Annotated in this window: 11 protein-coding genes; 2 read left to right on the forward strand and 9 right to left on the reverse strand. The window is 46.1% G+C overall.

From position 1 onward, the window contains the following. Positions 1–124 precede the first annotated feature (124 nt). The 5 genes from AC0VYA_RS19280 to AC0VYA_RS19300 all read right to left on the reverse strand — a co-directional run bounded on the left by AC0VYA_RS19280 (position 125) and on the right by AC0VYA_RS19300 (position 8,462). Positions 125–1,105, reverse strand: a complete 981-nt coding sequence (locus AC0VYA_RS19280; protein ID WP_475489343.1) for a lysophospholipase — start codon at positions 1,103–1,105, stop codon at positions 125–127. Between the two features lie 110 nt (positions 1,106–1,215). Beyond that, positions 1,216–2,859, reverse strand: coding sequence for an AMP-binding protein (locus AC0VYA_RS19285; protein ID WP_475489344.1), 1,644 nt, complete (start codon positions 2,857–2,859; stop codon positions 1,216–1,218). Positions 2,860–2,937: 78 nt separating this feature from the next. Beyond that, positions 2,938–3,720 (reverse strand): enoyl-CoA hydratase/isomerase family protein, encoded by a 783-nt coding sequence (locus tag AC0VYA_RS19290; RefSeq protein ID WP_475489345.1) that lies wholly within the window; start codon positions 3,718–3,720, stop codon positions 2,938–2,940. A 258-nt stretch (positions 3,721–3,978) separates the two neighbouring features. After that, a complete protein-coding gene (locus AC0VYA_RS19295) occupies positions 3,979–4,575 on the reverse strand; it encodes a winged helix DNA-binding protein (RefSeq protein ID WP_475489346.1) in 597 nt (198 codons plus the stop codon). A 2-nt stretch (positions 4,576–4,577) separates the two neighbouring features. After that, positions 4,578–8,462: a hydantoinase B/oxoprolinase family protein gene (locus AC0VYA_RS19300; protein WP_475489347.1), complete on the reverse strand. Its 3,885-nt coding sequence runs from the start codon at positions 8,460–8,462 to the stop codon at positions 4,578–4,580. Between the two features lie 217 nt (positions 8,463–8,679). On the opposite strand from AC0VYA_RS19300, the gene AC0VYA_RS19305 reads away from it, so the two are divergent. Continuing rightward, a complete protein-coding gene (locus AC0VYA_RS19305) occupies positions 8,680–9,906 on the forward strand; it encodes an Nramp family divalent metal transporter (protein ID WP_475489348.1) in 1,227 nt (408 codons plus the stop codon). Positions 9,907–9,993: 87 nt separating this feature from the next. Here AC0VYA_RS19305 and AC0VYA_RS19310 read toward each other — a convergent pair whose 3' ends face one another. The 4 genes from AC0VYA_RS19310 to AC0VYA_RS19325 form a co-directional block, all read right to left on the reverse strand. Further along, on the reverse strand, positions 9,994–10,440 hold the full coding sequence (locus tag AC0VYA_RS19310) for a DUF3010 family protein (RefSeq protein ID WP_475489349.1): 447 nt from the start codon (positions 10,438–10,440) through the stop codon (positions 9,994–9,996). Between the two features lie 52 nt (positions 10,441–10,492). Beyond that, complete coding sequence (locus tag AC0VYA_RS19315) at positions 10,493–11,986, reverse strand: tryptophan halogenase family protein (protein WP_475489350.1); 1,494 nt, start codon at positions 11,984–11,986, stop codon at positions 10,493–10,495. A gap of 180 nt (positions 11,987–12,166) precedes the next feature. Further along, positions 12,167–15,091: a TonB-dependent receptor gene (locus tag AC0VYA_RS19320; protein ID WP_011576528.1), complete on the reverse strand. Its 2,925-nt coding sequence runs from the start codon at positions 15,089–15,091 to the stop codon at positions 12,167–12,169. 205 nt (positions 15,092–15,296) lie between these two features. Continuing rightward, positions 15,297–16,517 carry an MFS transporter gene (locus AC0VYA_RS19325; protein WP_475491099.1) on the reverse strand — a complete coding sequence of 407 codons (1,221 nt, stop codon included), beginning with the start codon at positions 16,515–16,517 and terminating at the stop codon, positions 15,297–15,299. Positions 16,518–16,860: 343 nt separating this feature from the next. Between AC0VYA_RS19325 and AC0VYA_RS19330 the strand changes: the two genes are divergently transcribed. Then, positions 16,861–18,798: an amylosucrase gene (locus AC0VYA_RS19330; protein WP_475489351.1), complete on the forward strand. Its 1,938-nt coding sequence runs from the start codon at positions 16,861–16,863 to the stop codon at positions 18,796–18,798. Positions 18,799–18,802: the final 4 nt, after the last annotated feature.

Below are 18,802 nucleotides of genomic sequence, written 5' to 3' on the forward strand. Positions count from 1 at the left end.
GCTCACTTTTAGCGTAAAGCAATCATTACCGCACCTTAGCGCTAAGAAGCAGGAAGCAGGAAGCAGGAAGCAGGAAGCAGGAAGCAGGAAGCTAGGATTGAAAAGCGACGGAAGTATTAATGCGTTAGTTTAAGACGCTTTTTGCCCATTGAATAAAGTCGGCGGTGACTTGATCGCGATTGGTTTCGCTTAACAATTCGTGACGTCCGTCTTGGTAGAATTGATGTGTGACCTGGGTTAACCCCTGTTTTTGATAGGCGTTTAGTAATCGCTGAGCGCCTTTGCCTTTTTCACCGACGGGATCATCAGTGCCTGAAAACACATAAATCGGCAGAGTCTTATCTATTTTTTTGAGGGCGTGGCCAGACGCTATCGTGCCTAATGCGGTAAACATATCGTTCCAAGTTTGGGTAGAACATTCAAAACCACACTGAGGGTCAGCGATATATTTGTCGACTTCAGCCTCATCTCTAGAGAGCCAGTCAAATTCAGTCCGATTGGGTTTAAACGCTTTATTGTATGCACCAAATACCCTGCTCAAAATGACGGGGCTATGCCCAGTAGCCCCTAACCTGCGCCGCTCAAATCGCGCTAACATCTGGCCCACCTTAAGCAATGCGCCCACCGGCCCATTGGTTGCCGATAGGGCCGCGGCAGAAATCGTATCACCATAACGCGCCATATAATCTTGGGTCATAAATGAGCCCATGGAATGACCGAGTAAGATAATCGGAGTATTTGGTAGGCGCCGTTGAATGTGTTGATTAACCACGGCTAAATCATTCACCGCTTTATGCCAACCGTCTTCATCCGCCATGTGCCCCAGTTCGCGATCCTTTAAAACTGAACGGCCATGCCCTCGGTGATCGTTCGCTATCACAGCGAAACCTGCTTCATTCAGCGCCAACGCAAACCGCTCGTATCGCAGGGCATGTTCACTCATACCGTGAGCAATGTGTATCACTGCACGCACGTTACTGACAGGCTCACTGTCTGCAGGCTCGCTTCCTGCAGCCTCAGCACTGGCAGCCGAAACGCCAGTGGGCAGCCACTGATAACAACTCAGTGGCAGACCATCACTACCAGTAACGCTAAATGTTTGCATTGTCTCTCCAGAAAAGCCTTACATTGCGACGCCTTAAAGGTGTTAAGGCGACGATACTTTGTAGGCCTAGTGGGCTAAGTCAAAAAACATAGTCCAACGTTCAACAGCCCCTAGTGCAAGTCTTCTTCCCATAGTATGCCCTCACCACGATCTTCATCAAATAACCAACTATAGTGGCGCTCTACATCACTGCGCTTAACCTTAGTGGTGGCTGTCAGTAAATCGTTCTCTACTGTCCAACCATGGCTACACACCATAATGAAATCGAGTTTTTGATGACTTTCTAACTGACTGTTCACTTTCGCTAGCGTGTCTTGCAGAGATTTAATCACTTCACTTGATTTACGCTTGCACGACTGATTAAGCACCACCATGGCCACTGGTTGTTTTTGTCCTGCTCCAAGCACACACGCTTGCTCCACATTTAAGTTAGCAAAAAGCAGGCTTTCAATAGGCACTGGCATCACATACTTGCCTTTTGCTGTCTTAAACTGCTCTTTAATGCGCCCCGTGATTTTGTAGGCACCTGTCTCTGTAATGGTCGCCACATCGCCCGTTCTAAACCAACCGTCAACGAAGTTCTCTGCTGTGGCTTCTGGGTCGTTATAGTATTCGTTAAACACCAAATCACCGCGGATCAGAATTTCACTGTCAGGAGAGAGGGTCATTTCAATATTGGGCATAGGTTTGCCAATTGTGCCCAAGTCTTCATGACTAAAAGGCATATTGCCGCTGGCAAGACCTGTAGTTTCCGTCATACCCCACCCTTCGTTGATTGGAATACCCAAACGGTGATACCAGGCCAAAACAGATTCAGACATAGGCGCAGCACCTGAGCCAAAGGTACGGGCCTTGTGTAACCCGAGTTTTTTGCGAATTTTACTGGCGACCAATTTGCCAATAATTGGCAATTTGAGCATTTTATCTAGCTTTTCAGCGCCTACTTGGCTGATGACCTGAGCCTGAAATACCGACCATAAGCGTGGCACCGACGAGAACCCTGTAGGGCTCGCGTGCTGAATATCAGCCACGAATGTTTGTAGGTTTTCAGTAAAATACACCTCGACTTTACAGCGCACAAATACCGCCACTAAGCTGCGCTCGGTAATATGCGCCAAAGGCAAATAACTGATTGAGCGATCACCGTCTCTAATCTCAAAGAGCTTGATGACGTTGTCCGCTGCAGAAGAGAAGTTTTTATGACTCAATACCACCCCTTTTGGCAAAGACGTGGTGCCCGACGTGTAAGAAATCGTCGCCAAATCGTCGTGACTTGGCAGATATGGATCCTCAATAGGTTCAAATGCTGTTAGCCAATCATTCCACTTTTCATGGCATTCAACCGTGGGGTAAGGAAAAGATATACTCAATAACGTACTAGGAATCGCCGCTTTGGCTGCATCGAGATTATCCAACTTTCCCACGAATATCGCTTTTGCGCCGCTGTGATTAATCACGTGCTCGATAATATTCACCCCTGCGGTGGCATAAATCGGCACACTGACCATCCCCGCCATAGCAATGGCGAAGTCAGCGATGATCCATTCAGCGCAGTTTTTCGACATAATGACAATACGATCGCCTTTTTCGAAACCTTGAGCGCGCAAGCCTTGAGCAATGCGCTTGGCCTGCTCAGTCACTTCGGCCCATGTGTAGGTATGCCATTGGCGGTCGATTGGTTGATGGAACATGGGCTTATCAGGGTGCGCTTCGTTACCTGCAAATAAGCTATGCAGTACCGTTGTATTGTCCATTAACTACTCCTATATCAATAATTTAGAACCTACGGCGCATTACCCAAAATATGCCGCCACGTCCTCATGTTAGTACGACTACCGACCGGTGAATTTCGCTTTACGCTTAGCTAAAAATGCACTACTGCCCTCTTTGGCATCTTCACTGTTGGCACATATTTTTTGTAATTTGGCTTCATGGTCAAACGTATCACTCAAGTTACTTTGCGTAGCAACATGTAACGCCTCTTTAGCGTAACGCAATGCTAATGGCGCTTTAGTACTGAGTTCGTTAGCCAGTGCCATAGCTTCATCCAGTAGTGCAGCGTTTGGTACAACACGATTACACAGTCCTAGTTGCAGGCACTCCGTTGCACTTAATTTGGTACCCAGCGCGATCAGCTCATAAGCGCGTTTGCGCCCCACCGTTTGCGCAAGATGCCAAGTAGCGCCACCATCAGGTATTAAACCAATGGCGCTAAAAGCTTGATAAATATAGGCATTCTCGGCCATGATAGTTAAATCGCATGCCATTGCGAACGCGCTACCAATGCCTGCAGCTGCGCCATTGACGGCGCTAATCCAAGGTTTTGGTGCCTGCGTTATCGCCATCAACGCGGGTTTATATTCTTGTATCAAGCCCTGCTCTACATCTAGCTCATCAGGCATGACTTCATTTAAATCGGCGCCTGCACTGAAGGCTCTGCCTTCCCCCATCAGCACCACAGCTCGTATGCTATCGTCGGCATTGACCTTGTTCGCGGCTTCACGAAAGGATTTACGCTGACTATCATCAAAAGCATTTAGTTTATCGGGGCGATTAAAGCAAATGACGGCAACGCTGCCGTGGATAGAAGTGGTGACAGATAAGGCTTCGGACACAATATTTGCTCTCTACTCGAAATGGCTGGTTTAGTATCTTCACAGCGCCTCCCTATCGTTACCGCGGAAGAACGCGGTGGATAGGGATGGCACGAATGACATGAACCATGCCACCAAGTTAGCAAAAAGGTAAATTGAATCTAGCTATGGAGGACCATATTCAGATGTTATAGAAGTGTTAATATGCTACCAAGAAAGAGTTTAACCGCATTTTTGAGCCGTCTTTCATCCTAAATACGGCTTAATCTATACATGCTGTTACAAAGATGCCGCTGCGCGCGATGCTTGGTCGTATAAACCTGACATTGAACGCAATGTGGACGCCAGTTTAGCTAATTCTTGTTGGTCGATATCGAGCATACCTAGCCCATCAAGTAAACATCGCTCACGAACGCGACCATACTCCTCACAAGCCAGTTTCCCCTTGTCAGACGTGGCGTAAAAAATCTCTTTACCACGCTTAGTGCCGATGACTAACTCAAGCTTTAGCAACTTTTTAAGCGCGTAATTCACTGTGTGGGTATCAATAATATTCAGCATAAAGGCTATGTCGTTCAAACGCTTTTCGCGCCCTCGATGATTGATATTGTGCAGTATCAAAATATCTAGCACCGCCAACTCACCAATTCCGGCTGCATTAGCGCAGCGCACCATCCACTGTGAAAACGCGTTGTACACCACCGTCATACCATATTCGACTTCAGATAATGGCCAATTTCCATCACTGGCCAAATGCTCAGAGGAGACGATTTTTCTCTGATTATCCGTGCTTTGGGTATCAGAGCGCTCGACGTCAGTTCGTTCGCGATCAGTGACTTCAGCTGTGCCCTTAGTCGTTTTATCCTTATCGCTCATCGTTACTCTCCTTGCCCAGTGGTATCTATCTTTTTACCTTGCGTCTTTTTGTCTGCTCTCTTTTTGGCTTCTCTCTTTTTGTCTTCTATCTTTTCGTCTACCGTTTTTTTATCAGTCGTTTTATCAAACACGCTGCCAAACCCGCCGCCAGTAGGCGTTTGAATAACCACCACATCATTTACTTGTACTTGGGTTTCACCGTTGCCGGTCAAATCTAACCATTTCTGGCCGTTACGCTCAATCCAGTTATGCCCAAGTTCACCTGAATCCCCCCCATTAACACCGGCTAGCGGGACTTCCCGATGGCCAGACAATATTGCGCAGTGCATCTGCGCTAAAAAGCGAATGCGTCTTTCGATACCGTCACCCGCATCCCATTGGCCTTTGCCGCCCGAACCTCTGCGTACGATAAACTTGTCCAACAATACGGGGTAACGAGACTCTAGAATCTCAGGATCCGTCAAGCGTGAGTTTGTCATGTGGGTATGCACTGCCGCTGCGCCATCAAATCCAGGACCAGCAGGGGCGCCAGAGCAAATGGTTTCATAATATTGATACTTCGCATTACCGAACGTCAGGTTATTCATAGTGCCTTGGCTCATGCCGAGCACACCCAAAGCCCCGAACAATGCGTTAGTCGCCGCTTGGCTGACTTCCACGTTACCGGCAACCACGGCCGCGGGGTAAACGGGGTTAAGCATTGACCCCTCTGGCACAATAATGCTGAGTGGACGCATGCAGCCTGCGTTTAACGGAATGTCACTGTCGACCAGGCAGCGAAATACGTAAAGCACAACGGCTTGCGTAATCGCCCCAGGCGCATTGAAATTATTCGGCTGCTGGGGGCTCGTGCCAGTAAAATCGATGCTGGCACTGCGATTAGCGTGATCCACTGCTACTTTCACGCAAATATGTAAGCCGCCATCCATTTCGTAGCGGTACTCGCCGCCTTGCAGAGTGTCTATGGTGCGCCTTACGCTTTCTTCAGCATTATCCATAATATGTTGGGTGTAGGTGTTCACTACACCCAAGGTGTGTTCATCGACTAATTTAAGTAACTCTTGATAACCTCGGCGATTAGCGCCGATTTGAGCCTGTAAGTCGGCCACATTCTGGTTGAAATTACGTACCGGATAAGTCGCACCTTGCATCAATGCTTGCAGCTCGTCATGCAAAAAGCGCCCCTTTGAGACCAACTTCATGCACGGGATCACCACGCCTTCTTCAATAATAGTTTTAGCCTTCGGTGACATAGAGCCTGGTGCGATACCACCTATATCTGCGTGATGCGCGCGGCTGGCCACAAAGAACATTACGTTTTCTTTCTGCTGATCAAAGATAGGGGTGATCACCGTCACATCAGGTAAGTGAGAGCCGCCGTTGAAAGGATCGTTGTGAATAAACACATCACCTACTTCAATACTCAGGCCGCTCTGAATAAGCACTTTCACCGTGGCATCCATCGACCCCAAATGCACCGGAATATGTGGCGCATTAGCAATTAGCTGACCCTGCACGTCAAACACGGCGCAGGAAAAGTCCAATCGCTCCTTGATGTTGACCGAAGATGACGTATTGCGCAGCACTATACCCATTTGCTCCGCTATCGACATAAACTGGTTATTGAAGATTTCCACCAGCACAGGATCGCTTTTCTCATGACTAACCGCTGGTGTATTTTGAGTGTCGCTGTTTTCCAAGGCGTCGACTGCACTCTTTTTCAACACCAAATGCTTGTGCTCGGTCATGCTTGCAAGCCAATTTGGCTCCACAATAACGGTGCCATTGTCCTCTATAATAATCGCCGGGCCTTGCACTTGATGACCTGGCAGCAACTCAGCTAGCGAATAAATAGGCGTGTTGTGCCACGCTCCTCCTGAAAATACTTGGGTCGTGTGCTGGGCATCAGGCACGGCTGATTCAGCAAGAGGATAAACAGGCTCATCAATATATTGCCCCCCACCCGCAGACTCAATAGAGATAGACTCAACGATGATGGCTTTATCAGGGGAAATAAAGCCATATTGAGCTGCGTGTTGAGCTTCGAAGTCTTGCTGCATTTGATCAATAGTGGCTTGGCTTATTGGCAGAGTCGTATCGGTGCCCTGATAACGTAAAAATACCGTGGCGCTATGGCTTTGCTCGGCATCATCAATTCCTTGATCTTTAAGCTCCTTACTGGTGTGCGCTTTTAAACGAGCAAAGGCAGCATTGAGCGCCTCAAGGCCACTGGGATCCATCACTTTTTGAAAGGTTTCCGTGCGTTGACTGCGGATATCCGCCAGCCCCATACCATAAGCCGACAAAATACTGGCAAAAGGATGAATAAAGATAGTTTGCATGCCCAAGCGGTCTGCTACTAAACACGCATGCTGGCCGCCTGCGCCGCCAAAACAGGTTAAGGCGTATTGCTGCACGTCGTAGCCACGCTCAATGGAAATTTTCTTGATCGCCTGGGCCATATGTTCAATGGCTATGGTCAAAAAGCCTTCAGCCACATGTTCTGGGCTGCTTTGCGTGCTTTGTTGTTGGGCAATCTCTGCAAAGGCAGCTTTAACGGCCGCATCATCAATAGCTTGGTTGTGCTGGGGCCCAAATAATTTAGGGAAGAAGCGCGGGTCAACTTTGCCCAAGCACACGTTGGCATCGGTCACGGTTAACGGCCCGCCATTTCGATAAGACATGGGGCCAGGAAATGCACCCGCTGATTCCGGCCCTACGCGAAAGCGTTGCTCATCAACGTGTAATATTGAACCACCGCCTGCGGCTACCGTATGCACGCTCATCATGGGTACACTCATGCGCACACCAGCCACTTGGGTTTCAAAGGCGCGTTCAAAATCCCCTGCACAATGAGAGACATCTGTAGAGGTGCCGCCCATATCAAAACCGATGATTTTATTAAAACCGGCTAATTCGCTAGTGCGCACGGCCCCGATAATGCCACCAGCTGGGCCAGATAAAATCGCGTCCCGGCCCTGAAATTTACTCGCTGCGGTTAAACCGCCGGATGAGCGCATAAACTGCAGGCGCTTGCTATCACTACTCACCGATTTTGCTTCAACCATAGCAGTGCTTTCATCGGTACCAGTACTTGTTTTTGAACTTGTGTCTGCGCCTGTCTCAGCGCCAATTGCTGCCCCAACTCGTTGCACATAACGACGTAAAATAGGCGATAAATAGGCATCAACCACTGTGGTATCGCCTCTTGGTACAATACGCACCATGGGGCTTACATCGTGACTGGTACTGATTTGGCTAAAACCAATTTCTTTGGCAATCGTCGCAATTCGTAATTCATGCTCGGGAAATTTATACGCATGCATTAATACTATGGCGACCGAACGAAACCCTGCCTCATAGCGCTGCTGAAGTTCTTGGCGCACAGTCTCCTCGCATAGTGCGACTAGCTCGTTTCCCTGATCGTCGAAACGCTCAGACACTTCGATAACGTCTTGATACAACACTTCAGGTTTTTCAATGTTTAAGGCGAAGGTTTTTGGACGCACTTGATAGCCTATTTCGAGCACATCCCGTAAACCTGCAGTGATAATAAGCACAGTGGGCTCGCCCTTGCGCTCTAGCAACGCATTGGTAGCCACGGTTGTGCCCATTTTCACGCTGCTAATTAATTGATTCGGGATAGGCGCAGTGGCCTCAACATTTAGAAAATCACGAATACCTTGCAAAGCAGCGTCTTCGTAGGCCGTTGGATTTTCAGACAGCAGCTTTCTCGTTAGAAACTGACCTTGGGGTGTTTTCGCTACGATGTCAGTGAAAGTACCGCCCCTGTCGATCCAAAAATCCCAGCGCTTGGCGTCTGAGCCATTTGTATCAGATGAAGAATGAAGGTTAGGTATCGATTGCTCACTGGCAGTGCGCGTCATATTTTTTAATTCCTTTGCGAAACGAAGTAGAAATGTACTTAACGTCAATCTAACCACACAATGATAATTTATCAATATTTTGTAGATATATTGTTGATAAGGGTTTTTTATGTTGCTAAGTTGACACAGCAACAAAGCTAATGGGTAAGCTCGTCTACCATTGAAAATGCTTAATTTAATTAGATTCGCTGAAGCGAGCACATAGGAAATACCTGATATGCCGTCATTAAATTTTTTTAAGAATGTCGGGCCCGGCGCCTTAGTCGCCGCTGCCTTTATAGGCCCGGGCACGGTCACTGTGTGCACATTAGCCGGAGCGAATTTTGGATATACCTTGTTGTGGGCATTACTGTTCGCCACTGTCTCAACCATTATTTTCCAAGAAATGTCTGGGCGCTTGGGCACCATAGCGCAAAAGGGACTGGGTGAAGCGCTACGCGATAGCTTGCAATATTCGATGTGGAAATGGCCTCTGTTTGCCCTGATTGCCATGGCGCTTTACGGTGGCAATGCCGCATACGAGGCGGGCAATTTATCCGGGGCGGCGCTTGGAGTGAGTGCGATATTGGATGAGCCAAACGACACTGTGTTTACTTGGACCATCGTTCTTATCACGCTTGTCGCAGCGTTAGTACTTTGGCGAGGCAGTTACAAACAGGTAGAGCGCTTGCTTATGGTGTTAGTGCTTTTTATGGGCGTGGCATTTATCAGCACGTTTATTGTCAGCCAGCCTGATTTTGGCGCCTTTTTCCATGGTATGTTCACCCCGACCCTGCCGGATGATAGTTTAATTACTGTGGTCGCCTTAATCGGCACGACCGTTGTGCCATACAACTTATTTTTACACGCCTCTGCAGCAAAGGCGCGCTGGCAAGGTGAAGCGGATTTGCCTGCTGCCCGCGCTGATTCAGTGGTCTCTATCGGTTTAGGTGGCTTGGTGGCAATGTTCATAGTATCTACGGCCGCTGCGAGTTTATTCTCTCGCGGTTTAGGGGCGAATAGTGCAGCGGATATGGCGATTCAGCTGGAGCCTTTGTTTGGCAGCTTTTCTAAGTATCTATTGGGTGCTGGATTATTAGCTGCGGGCCTAAGCAGTTCACTGACCGCCCCATTGGCTACAGCCTATGCCATCACCGAAATCGTTAACCCAAACGCCAAAATGAAAGAAAAAATATTTCGCGGTATCAGCTTAAGCGTGCTGGCAGTGGGAATGATCTTTGCGCTAAGTGGGGCTAAACCAATCAATATTATTATTGGGGCTCAGTTTGCCAATGGTTTATTGCTCCCCATCATTGCTGCCTTCTTACTTTACACCATGAATAACAAGGCACTTTTGGGCAAATACACCAATGGCATTGTGGCCAATAGTTTGGGCGTAATCGTATTTTTAGTGTCGCTGGGGTTAGGCGTACGCTTGGTTCTAAAATCACTGTCTGTGATGTGATAACGACATGCGTATAGCGCGCTATCTTACGTGCACAAAAAAAGGCGCTAAGCGCCTTTTTTAAAAACTAAATGATATAGCAACAAGTTACTCGTCTTTCGGGGCGTACTTGTCTTTCATCAAATAAGCAAACGCGGTATTAAACGCAGTTTCTTGAAATACTTTTAGGCCAGTCTCAGCATACGGGATATGTACAGGGTTACGTCGTAAAGATTCTTTGATATCCGTGGGTGACATGATCACCACGTCTAAATCAGAGATAAGTTCAATCGCCGCTTCCAGTTTGAAACCCACAGCACCACCAGCAAATTTGCCTTTCATGGGGCGCTGGCGAATAACCACTTTGTCCACTTGGTAATCAGCCATTAGCTTGGCGAAGGTCTGCTGAAAATAGCGCAAATCACTGGCGCTATTAATGTTGGTTAATGTGAGTCGACGGCTACGAAAATCCGGCAGTTGGAACACCTCATCCGCCAAAGACAACAAACACACATTTACATCATTACTGTTTAATTCAACACCACAAACTTTCATATATCACCCAACTTATTAAGACCGGCGCAGTATAACCCAAAATTAAGGCTCGTTAACCCTGTTTGGTATAACGCGCTAAAAATTCATCATGAGATAACATTTGCCCTAAGGGCTGTTGTTTGGCTGTTTGTATTTTCTGCATGACTGCGAGTAATTCTTTTTTGCTAGGTACGTTAGCCGCGGGGTGATACCCCTGAGGCTCAATGCCTTGACCTAGCATGACTTGTAACCAAGAAGCATCTCTAAATATATCGAGAGGCTCGTTAAAGATAGCCCCTGAACTTTTGAATAGAGCGATTTTTTGTTTTAACCGCTCTGGTATGGGCATTTCCCGCCTGTCTTTCCAAAAATCTGAATCATTTCGTTCATTTACATGATAATGCAAAATAATAAAGTCAGCGATAGTGGCAAATTCGGCCTTGGACTCTTCATTGTAGGCATCGATCACACTTTGCTCGATCGTCTCGTTCGGAAACATTTTTAATAATCGCACAATAGCAGATTGAATAAGGTGAATACTGGTAGATTCTAATGGCTCTAAAAAGCCACTTGAGAGACCAACTGAGACAACATTTTTGTGCCATTGCTGAGTTGTTCTTCCGGTTTGAAACTGTATTTTGCGTGCTTCATCCAAGGGTTTGCTGTCTAAATTACTCATCAAGGTTTGATGGGCATCTTCATCGGATAAATACGACGAACTGTATACAATGCCGTTGCCGTTTCTGTGCGTTAGCGGAATACGCCACTGCCAACCTGACGCATGGGCAATACTGCGGGTGTAAGGTAAGGTGCGCTCAAAGCGTTCGCTGGGTACAGCTAATGCCGTATCCGCTGGTAAATAGTCTCTCCAGCTTTCAAATTCGCCCCCCATTGCTCCTTTGATTAGCAAGCCTCTTTGGCCGGTGCAATCAATAAATAAATCGCCCTCTATTTGTTGGCCGCTATGTAGCTGCAAGCCGGTAATGAAACCCGACTGCTCGTCACGCTGCACATGCTCTATTTTCCCTTCTATTCGGGTTACCCCCGCCTTTTCGGATAGTTTGCGCAAGTACTGACCATACAAACCAGAGTCAAAATGATAGGCATATTGCATTTCGTATACTGGGTTTTGAGTATTGATTTTATTGAATTTTTGCTGTTCACAGCACAGATAATTTAAATCGAAATCCCACAGAGGTGTTGTCATGCCTGCTTGCTTGGCGCGCAGCCAATAATGTTGAAAACTGCAAAACCCCATGTTCGTACCTGGCGCACCAAACGTATGGTAATAGCTCTCATCTTTGACCCGCCAGTTTTCGAATTTTATCGCCAGCTTGATTGTCGCTTTCGTTTCTCGTAAAAACTCTTTTTCGTCTAAACCTAGATAAGTGTTAAATGTGTGTATGGGAGGAATTGTCGCTTCGCCAACCCCTATGATGCCAATCTCTTCGGATTCAACTAATACAACCTCCACCTGCTCTTTTAAAACCTTACTGAGCATGGCAGCGGTCATCCAACCTGCCGTACCACCACCTGCTATGACTACTTTGCGTATTGGCGCTGCCATATTCCACACCCTATAAATTTACAGTGACTTATCATACCATTCCACGTTAATAAGTGATCACTCAGCGAGAGTTTAAAAGGATTGGTATCATACTCATGTTTATGCATTAAATGCACAATCTGACGCATAAAAAAGGCCCCAACAGTTAGCAAACTGAGGGGCCGAGTAGCAGTGTTTTAATTAATAAAACGCGTAGTTAACGTTAACCATATAAGATGGGCCAAATTGACGACGAGCCGTTACGATACCGTTGGTATCGACTGTTTCCTCATCCACGTCAGTCAAGTTGGTGCCTTGCAATGAAACACGTAGCCCCTTGAGATAATCAATATCAGAGTTTTCGAAGTCATAGCTAATTTGTGCATCGACTAGGGTTACGCCGTTACGCTGGGCCGTTTCAATTTTATTTGAGCCACCACGTTGGTACGTAGAGTAATCAGAGCGATCGGTACCGGCGACACGTATTTCAAAACCGTCCATGGCATAGTAGGCAGTCAAGGAATAAGTGCGATCAGATTGACCAACAAGCGGTGAACCATCATCTAGTTCTGCATCAATGAAAATAGCCGATGCCGCAACACCAAAGCCATCTAGGCTGTCACTGAAAATGTTGAATGGTACGTTACCTGTCAATTCAATACCCTTTACTTCTCCTTTGAGGCCATCTTCAAAGAATGAATAGGTGCCGTAATCAGGCGGAGTGATTAAATCGCCTTCATTGTAGAAAACCCCGGCAGGATCATGTTCACCCGTGAACACAGCTAATCTGTCGTGGAAACCAGGAATGTAGTAATCAGCACCGTCGTTTGTTTCGTCGTTTCTGAAGTTAATCAGTGAGCTATCACCACTGCTTTCTTGGGTTAGATTAACAAGATCTTTATAGAAAAGAACTGCTGATAAGTACCCTTCATCTTCGAAGTAATGCTCGAACGACAAATCAAAGTTGTTGGATTCTAGTGGGCGCAACTCAGGGTTACCAGCAAATTTGGACCAAGGTGAACCATAGTCGTTGACCGCCTCAATTGTGTTAGGAATAGCGATAAGCGTAATGTTTTGGTCAAACTTCACGAAGCTTGACGCTTTCATTTGATCTATGCGCGCTCGGCTAATCGCTTTGTTCGCAGCAAAACGAACAAATTGATTGTCACCAACCTCCACACTGACGTTTAAGCTAGGCAGTACATGGCTGTATTCATCTCCCCCAGAAACAACGCATGATTCATCAATTTGTTGATCGTTATCGTCGTCACACACTGCAAAGTTAGCCCCAACAATACCGTTATAACCGGTAGAGGACTGATCCGTTTGTACGTATTGCAGACCCACGTTACCCATTACCGGGAAGTCAGCAATCTCGGTATTAAAATCGACTTTCGCGTAAATAGTGGTAACTTCTTCCTCTACTACATAGGTGTCGCCTAAACGGTCTGGTTCAAGTAAACCTGCATCATTATATTGATACTCACCATCGTTGTATGGAGCAAAACCGTCGTATGCAACAACTTCACCTAAGCCAGCCCACGTTAAGTCGGCTAATCCGTTGTACACATATTGAGAAGGAATGGCATCAGAGAAAGGATATGAAGAGGCCGTTACGAAAAAGCCTTTGTTGTCTTTGCTCTTATAGCGGTCGCTGTAATTAATACCCGCGGTGACGGTATGGAAAATATCGCCGTCGAGTAAGCCAACCACTTCAAACTTGTAGGTGGTTAACTCTTCTTCGAAATCAGCATAATTTAAAAAGCCATCTTGGGCTTGAACATAACTGTATGGGTCACCATTAGCCATCAATTCTGTTGTTGCAAAATTATCTGCTAGGTTTTTCAAACCGCCGCCCCAAGCTTGCGGCCCAGTTAATTGAAGAGCGCTTGGGTCTGAGAATGCCTCTAAGCCCGTCGAACCGGTAAAGTAGATGCCGTCTTGGCTCATCTCGAATTCACGTGTACCAAATTGAGATGGGTCAGTAGCGTCTAATGCACCATTACGAGCAAGGCCAGAATATGACTCCCCTTGTAGGTCGCGCTTTGTTGATTCACTTCTTGCTACATCAAGTTTAACCGACCAGTTGTCGTTTACGTGATATTCCACGTTTAAACCATAAACAGATAAATCCCCGTCTTTCTGCTTAGGATTGTTAATCAATACAGAGTTTGCGTTAATCTGCGTACCTGTGGTGTTGAAGCCTGTACCTGTTACGTTTGTGGCTTCAAAAGGTTCTACAAAACCGCGAATAATACCTGAGTCAGAGAAGCTGATATCCAACGCATCAATAACGATATTTAAGCTATCATTAGGTTGGAACTGCAACACGGCAGAAACAGTGTCACGGTCGAGCACTTGGCTTTGCACATTAGTATCCAAGCCAGATGGTAATATATGGCCATCTTCATTAGGTGGGTTGTATCCCCACACACCAAATTTACGCTGGTTATTAGGTGATTCAGTGGTCGCCAATGCCACCGCTAAACCAATAGTATCGTCGGCAAATTTTTCAACGAATGATAGTGATAAACGATGGCCTTTATTATCAAATTCAGGGTTGTCTGAGTCACGGCCAGCAAGCTCATAAACACCATTAACCGTTAAGGTTTCTTGAGCTTGAAGAGGACGCACAGTTTGTAAATCAACTGTACCGCCAATGCCTTGCACCATTAACGCCGCATCTGTTGTTTTATAAACGGTAGCACCTGTCATGATCTCTGACGGATACAAGTCGTATTCTACACCGCGGTTGTCGCCAATGCCGATTAACTCGCGGCCATTTAATGAGGTACCAGTGAAATCTTCTTTAAAACCACGGATAGAGATACCAGAGGTACGCCCACCGACTCTTTCACCAGACATACCCGGCAAACGCGCTAATGACTCTGCGATAGAGGAGTCTGGTAATTTACCAATGTCCTCAGCTGAAATGGCTTCTACGATTGAAGTATTCTCCATCTTTACCGCTTGAGCGCGGATAAGCGAACCTCGAATACCTGAGACTGAGATGACTTCTACATCCTCAGCTTGCGCAGCTTCCTGTGCAAAAGAGACGTTGGAATACATAGCCGTTGAGACAGCGATAGACAACAAGGCTGGTTTAAAAAAGTGTGTGTTCTTCATGTGTTACCCCATTATTTTGTTTTACAACGCACTCAATCAAAGCATGGTTGAATAGACGCTGTAATACGGTTAAAAGCCGACCAGCTCGCTGGTTGCCTAATATTTGTTGAACTTTTAATACCACATCGAAATTCGATGCTTATTTATTACCAAGCGATAAAGCGGCTCAGTTTTCTAAATAACGTTTCACTTAGCTGCAATATGGCTATGGCTTAGCGCCATATTCTGCTTCTTCGACCGTGGCTAAACGGCCTTCCGTTGGATTGAAAATGAAGTTGAGTAATAAGCCGATAAACAATATGCAGGAAAAACCTGTTGCAACGATAAACCCGTATTTTGCGTCCCCTCCGTTAGCATCACTAACCATGCCCATAATGAAAGGCCCAGCAGCAGCACCGGCAGCAGTAAAAAACAAGATGACGCCCGCAACGGTGCCATGTTCGTTTTTAGCAAAACAACAAATTCCTTTTGAATTGAAGGTTGGATAAATTACCGACATGAAAATACCGGTCAGAGGAAAAAGATACAAAGCGACGCTCTTACCACCCACCAAGCCGCCCATGAAGCACAGGGTGATCGCCAGGCTAAATAACATCAACACTAGGGCCCAGTTAAAGTGCTGCATCATCCAAATGCCCACAAACCGGCCGACGGCTCGCAGTGAAAAGAATACAGACACTGCATACACAGCAAGCATTTTTTCGGGACCGCTGGTATAACAAGAAAATGCATCTGAGATATTGACCGCGTCACATACTAGGTAACTTGGCATCCAAACGTAGATGGCGCTCTCAGCGGCGACATACAAAAAGGCTCCGATAGAAAACCCCATAGCGTACGGGTTTTTAAGCAATTTCAGACTACTCATGAAATTAACCGGCTTGTGGGTTTTGGCAGTAGGCACATGCTCCGGATAATCGACTTTCCACGCCATTAAAATAAGCAAAGTACACAAGCCACCAGCAAGAACATAAAGTAATTTCCAGTCAACTCCTTCTCGGACCATCCAGGCAACAATCAGCGGCCCAATAATCGCCCCAACACCGAAAAACGCTTCAGCGCCGTTCATGGTGCCAGTGTGCTCTTTTGTAGAGCGAGAAATATCGCCAATAAGTGCCAAGGCTGCTGTTTTGAAAACACCAACCGCTAAGCCAGACAGAGTAATGAGACCTAAAATAAATTCGAAGCTATTACCGACTAGAAATAAGTAACACGATAAAGCAAATAAGGACAAACCCAATATGATGGTTCTCTTTCTGCCAAACTTGTCAGCCAAGAAACCCAAAAACAACCCCGAGAATGCGATACCAATCATGAACAACGAATGCATCAAACTCGCCTCTGTATTTGAGACGTCAAATTCTCGTTTTACTTCTTTAATGATCTCTCCCACCGAGTCAGACGTCATAGCAAACATCATGAACATCAAGTAGGTGAGCCAGCGAATAAGCGAAGCATTGCTTGAATTTGAAACATTTTTCACTGCTTATTTCCTTTAAAGTAAAACGTTTGCCTCTAGAGACACGCTTGTGAATAAGTCGCCAATATGCTTTTACCTTAGCCCATTAACAATAAATAACCGCAAATGTTAACGTTGATTAGTAAACAACAACTTAATCGTTTAAGATAATGTAAAACGAAATTAACAAATAAATTTAATTTTGTAAACACCCTGTAAAAAATAAAGCGAAAATCATTTACACTGGGTGACAAACGTACTATTAATCACATAACATTTTAACTTAATCGTTTTAGACAGTTTGAGTACCATGGATATAAAACTTGAAAGTAAACGCACCTTAACGCGTATTTTAGACGGCTTAGATTTAAGCGCTATGCCCAAACATGACCAAGCTATATTTATCAGCCGAATGGATGAGCAGTTTCCTCGACTATTCTCGCTACTCATTGATATATACGGTCACAGGTATGATTTTTTCTACTACCTGCAACAGCTTACACAAACCTTGGCCAACGGCTTTAGTAAGCGTTCGAAGGCGCAAAAGGCAAAAGATCGAGCTAGATTGGCCGATCCTCATTGGTATCAAGATGAAAAGATGTTGGGTATGGCGTGTTATGTAGACTTGTTCGCGGGCGACCTTAAAGGGCTCAAACAGAAGATCCCTTACTTAGTTGAGACCGGCATCACGTATTTGCATTTAATGCCTCTATACGATTCTCCCGAGGGAGATAGTGATGGTGGCTATGCCGTATCAGATTATCGAAAGGTCAATAAGTCACTTGGCACAAATAACGATCTTGAAGCATTATCGATAGCACTCGCGGATGCCGGCATCAGCCTCGTATTGGATTTTGTGTTTAATCACACCTCGGATGAACATAAATGGGCTGTCGCGGCCAAGTCAGGAGACGAACACTTCCAAGAATACTATTATATGTTTGATGACAAACGTATTCCTGACGAGTATGAGCAACATCTCAGAGAAATATTTCCTCAAGTTCGTCGGGGCAATTTCAGTTGGAATTCAGATGCCCATAAGTGGGTTTGGACGACATTCAACAATTTTCAATGGGATCTGAACTACACTAACCCCGCTGTATTTAATGCCATCACTGACGAAATGCTCTACCTAGCCAATCTTGGTTGCGAAGCGCTGCGCTTAGATGCGTTAGCATTTATCTGGAAAGAAATGGGTACCAACTGTGAGAATCAAGATAAAGCGCACAGCTTGATCCAAGCATTCAATAGTTGTTTGCAAATCGCTGCTCCTGCAGTGGTCTTTAAGTCTGAAGCCATAGTACATCCTGATGAAGTCTTGAAGTACATCGACAAACAAGAATGCCAGCTGTCCTACAACCCCTTACTTATGGCACTTATCTGGAACACGCTAGCCACCAGAGACACGCATTTATTGACTGAATCTATGCAGAAAAGCTTTGAAATATCCCCTGACTGCGCCTGGGTGAATTATGTTCGTTGCCATGACGATATTGGCTGGACATTTGACGATGCGGTAGCCCAACAACAAGGCGTAAACGGTTATGACCATCGTCGCTTCCTAAATCAATTCTACACCGGGCGCTTCGATGGCACGTTTGCCACGGGCGTTGCCTTTGGCGAAAACCCCAGCAACGGTGACTGCCGTGTTTGCGGCTCTTTGGCTTCGCTTGCCGGGTTGGAGCAAGGCCTACAAAAAAATAACGATACACTGATTAACCATGCTATCGCTAGAATACTATTGGTTCACAGCATTATCTTAAGCATCGGTGGCATTCCGCTTATTTATTCTGGGGATGAGTTGGCCTTACTGAATGATTACAGCTACGAACAAGACGAAAGCAAAAAACACGATGAGCGTTGGGTGCAAAGAATTGCCGTGACGGACGCGGACATTCAAGCCAGTAAGAAAAAAGACACACCGCAAAATCGGGTGACTAATGGTTTGCAAAACCTCATAGCGTTGCGTAAACGCCACAACGTATTTGGTCAAGCCGCCACGGGTATTATCAATACTCATCAAAGCGCACTATTCGCCTATCAACGCTCAGCAAAAGATGGCACCAGATTGTTAGCTATTTGCAATTTCAGCGAGCATAAGCAACAGATATCAAGTACTACTCTGGGTTTAGGTAGTGGTGATGTTTGGCACGATTTGCTTTCTGAGGTACGGGTTTCTCCGGCCCCCCAAGAGCTTGAACTTGCACCTTATCAGGTGATGTGGCTACTTAATGCTCAACCCGTTTAATAGA

It is taken from the genome of Paraglaciecola sp. QJM3NY_14, from assembly GCF_056173245.1.

What these genes read in the sequence shown, in the direction of transcription:
- AC0VYA_RS19280 (WP_475489343.1), bottom strand. Translation starts at nt 1,105, where the DNA reads ATGCAAACATTTAGCGTTACTGGTAGTGATGGTCTGCCACTGAGTTGT.
- AC0VYA_RS19285 (WP_475489344.1), bottom strand. Translation starts at nt 2,859, where the DNA reads ATGGACAATACAACGGTACTGCATAGCTTATTTGCAGGTAACGAAGCG.
- AC0VYA_RS19295 (WP_475489346.1), bottom strand. Translation starts at nt 4,575, where the DNA reads ATGAGCGATAAGGATAAAACGACTAAGGGCACAGCTGAAGTCACTGAT.
- AC0VYA_RS19300 (WP_475489347.1), bottom strand. Translation starts at nt 8,462, where the DNA reads ATGACGCGCACTGCCAGTGAGCAATCGATACCTAACCTTCATTCTTCA.
- AC0VYA_RS19305 (WP_475489348.1), top strand. Translation starts at nt 8,680, where the DNA reads ATGCCGTCATTAAATTTTTTTAAGAATGTCGGGCCCGGCGCCTTAGTC.
- AC0VYA_RS19310 (WP_475489349.1), bottom strand. Translation starts at nt 10,440, where the DNA reads ATGAAAGTTTGTGGTGTTGAATTAAACAGTAATGATGTAAATGTGTGT.
- AC0VYA_RS19315 (WP_475489350.1), bottom strand. Translation starts at nt 11,986, where the DNA reads ATGGCAGCGCCAATACGCAAAGTAGTCATAGCAGGTGGTGGTACGGCA.
- AC0VYA_RS19320 (WP_011576528.1), bottom strand. Translation starts at nt 15,091, where the DNA reads ATGAAGAACACACACTTTTTTAAACCAGCCTTGTTGTCTATCGCTGTC.
- AC0VYA_RS19325 (WP_475491099.1), bottom strand. Translation starts at nt 16,517, where the DNA reads ATGTTCATGATGTTTGCTATGACGTCTGACTCGGTGGGAGAGATCATT.
- AC0VYA_RS19330 (WP_475489351.1), top strand. Translation starts at nt 16,861, where the DNA reads ATGGATATAAAACTTGAAAGTAAACGCACCTTAACGCGTATTTTAGAC.